Raw genomic sequence first — 2,673 nt, 5'->3', positions numbered from 1 at the left:
GGATATGACAACCGAAACCGGCTGAAGGGCGTAGGTCCAGCTATTGCCGATTGGGATTCAAGTTATGATTATAAGAAAAATAATTTGTTATCCAACGTAACCCAGCGTAACGGAATCGCATGGAGCTATACATTCGATGGCGCCAATTTGTTGAATCTTACTCAAACAAGGTATGGTGCGCCTGTGAATTCGTACGGATATACGTACGATAATAACGGAAACCAGACAAGTAAAAACGAAAATGGCCAAGGGAATACGTTCTCCTACGATAAGCTTGACCGGATTGAAAAATCTAGTCAATTTAATGAAGCTTATACGTACGATTCCCGAAGCAACCGTCAAATGATGCAGAGCAGCAAGAGCATTGATATGAGCGGAGCCGATAACCGATATGATGATCGCAACCGACTCGTTCAAGTGACGACTGATGATGGTAAAAACGTCTCCTATCGTTATAATGGGGATGGGATGCTCTACGAGCGGACGGAGAATGGACAGACAACGCGTTATTACTACGACGGAGCTAATATGATTGCAGAGGGAACGGTCAGCAACGGCACCGTGACCATGAAAGCAAGATACATCCGTGGTGGCACCGGCTTGGTAGCCCGTCAAGATGCAGCCGGCTCCAAGACATATTACCTTCACAACGGTCATGGAGATGTTGTGGGATTAGCCGATGGCAATGGCAATGTCATTAACCGGTATACTTATGACATTTGGGGTAATCCGCTCAGTACGTCAGAGCAAGTACCGCAGCCATTCCGATACAGCGGGGAGTTCTGGGATAGCAGTACGAATTTGCAGTATCTGCGCGCCAGATGGTATGACCCAAGTGTCGGCAGGTTTATAAATGAGGATACGTATGAAGGGGATATAAATAATCCGCTGAGTTTGAATCTTTATACGTATGTGTATAATAATCCGTTGAGGTATACGGATCCGAGTGGTCATTGTGTTGCAGGTGATGAGATTTGTACAGCGACCTACTACTTCGATAGTAACAATGTAAGAAGAATTGCGGGTACAAATGAAATTGATTATGACTTTTATAAGAATTGGTATACAAAAACGCCGCAAAATTTCCTCAAAATGACAGCTAAGGGAAATCAAGCTTTTAGAATGGCTATGGCTGATGTTGTAATGAGATGGAATGCAGAACATACAGAAGAAATTGCATTAGGAATGGGATTGATTGATGCTGCCTCAAATATGGGAAGTTCTTGGAGTAAAGGCGCTAATAAGACCATTGGCTGTAATTGTTTCACAGCAGGAACTAAAGTCCTCACAGACGAAGGGGAGAAGAATATCGAAGACATTGAAGTCGGAGATAGGGTTCTCGCCAAGGATGAAAAGACTGGAGAGGTAGCATACAAAAAGGTTACGGCTACGTTCAATCACGAAACAGATGAGATTTATAAGATTCATGTGGGCGGCCAAACCATTGAAGCAACCTTCAATCATCCGTTTTGGGTAAAAGATAAGGGATGGACGTATGTAAAAGACCTCAAAGTCGGTGACTTGCTTGTTCAGAGCGATGGGAATACACTTAAGGTAGAGAGCATCGAACTGGAGCACAAACACGTTACGGTTTACAACATGACGGTTGATGAGTTCCATACCTACTTTGTCAGTGACCTTGGGATTTGGGTGCATAATTCAAATTGTCCATTTGGAAAATTTGAAAATGCCGATTACCATGGAGAAACCAATAACGGAGTGAAGAATAAAGCACCAAATGATGGACAAACAGCTTTGGACAATTCACTATCTATTGGGCCAAATACCGACCGAAGAATAGGAATAAGTGATGGGGAGTTTGTTGTGCTAGACAGGACAAGCGAGGGGCTTTATCACGGTCATGTTAGGTCATGGGGCGAACTTACTCCTACAATGCAAGCTATTCTTAGAAAAGCAGGATTGGTCAATAAGAAAGGAAAGATAAAATGAGTAATTATTTTTCTGTTCATTTTACTAACAATTCCAGTTTTCAATTTCTATCAAAAAAACCAATAACCAATAAATTTGATAATGTAACTGTGGTTTTTCAGGATAATCAGGATAAAAAATATGTTTTTGAAGATGTAATTCAAGAAGCGATAATTACTTTGTATAACGGAATAAAAAATCCAGTTGAACTAACTTCTGAATTGGAGGTGGGTAATCTAGGGCAGGCATGGAATATTTGGACAAATAACTTATCGGATATGGCCGAAGATGATGAGGAAGATATATTCAGGAACTACTGGATGTGGTCAACAAGAGAGCACCAAACATGGATATATCAAAAAAATGAAAAATTATATATTGAAATTAGTCCAAGCTACAAATGGCACTATATAGAACCTGCTGAAGATGAGCAAGTCATATCCTTTAGCGAATTTCTTGAACATTATCATGCTAATGTTTTTGAACTATCGTCTGAGCAAATAAAAAACATTATTGTGTCACTTGAGGTCATGAAAACAGAATTAAATATAACCTAGTGATTAGACCTTGGGGGATTGAATCCTTCAAGGTTTTTTCTTATAGCCCTACCCGGTGCCGAATGAATCGGGCGACTATAACCTCTCAAATTTGAATTTTCATAGAACTCATGATTGGGCTGGTTTACATTATTTTGAAGGCTTCGTTTTGGCTGTATAGTGCATAGCTGTTTTGGTTACGTGGAAA

General features: G+C 40.6%; 2 protein-coding genes. Both read left to right on the top strand.

The window, feature by feature from the left end:
- A partial coding sequence (locus PEL01S_RS35520; RefSeq protein ID WP_255320201.1) for a polymorphic toxin-type HINT domain-containing protein occupies nucleotides 1-1,950 on the top strand: 1,950 nt, incomplete at its 5' end.
- Entirely contained in the window at nucleotides 1,947-2,486 is a 540-nt protein-coding gene (locus tag PEL01S_RS34025; protein WP_127463354.1) for a hypothetical protein, read from the top strand. The genes PEL01S_RS35520 and PEL01S_RS34025, both read left to right, overlap by 4 nt.
- Nucleotides 2,487-2,673 lie beyond the last annotated feature (187 nt).

The organism is Paenibacillus elgii NBRC 100335 (genome assembly GCF_004000865.1).
Lineage (GTDB): Bacteria > Bacillota > Bacilli > Paenibacillales > NBRC-103111 > Paenibacillus_G > Paenibacillus_G elgii.
This window is presented reverse-complemented; position numbering and strand designations above follow the sequence as displayed.

Bases quoted from the DNA above. Each gene is read 5' to 3' on its own strand.
- PEL01S_RS34025 (WP_127463354.1), top strand. From the start codon at position 1,947: ATGAGTAATTATTTTTCTGTTCATTTTACTAACAATTCCAGTTTTCAA.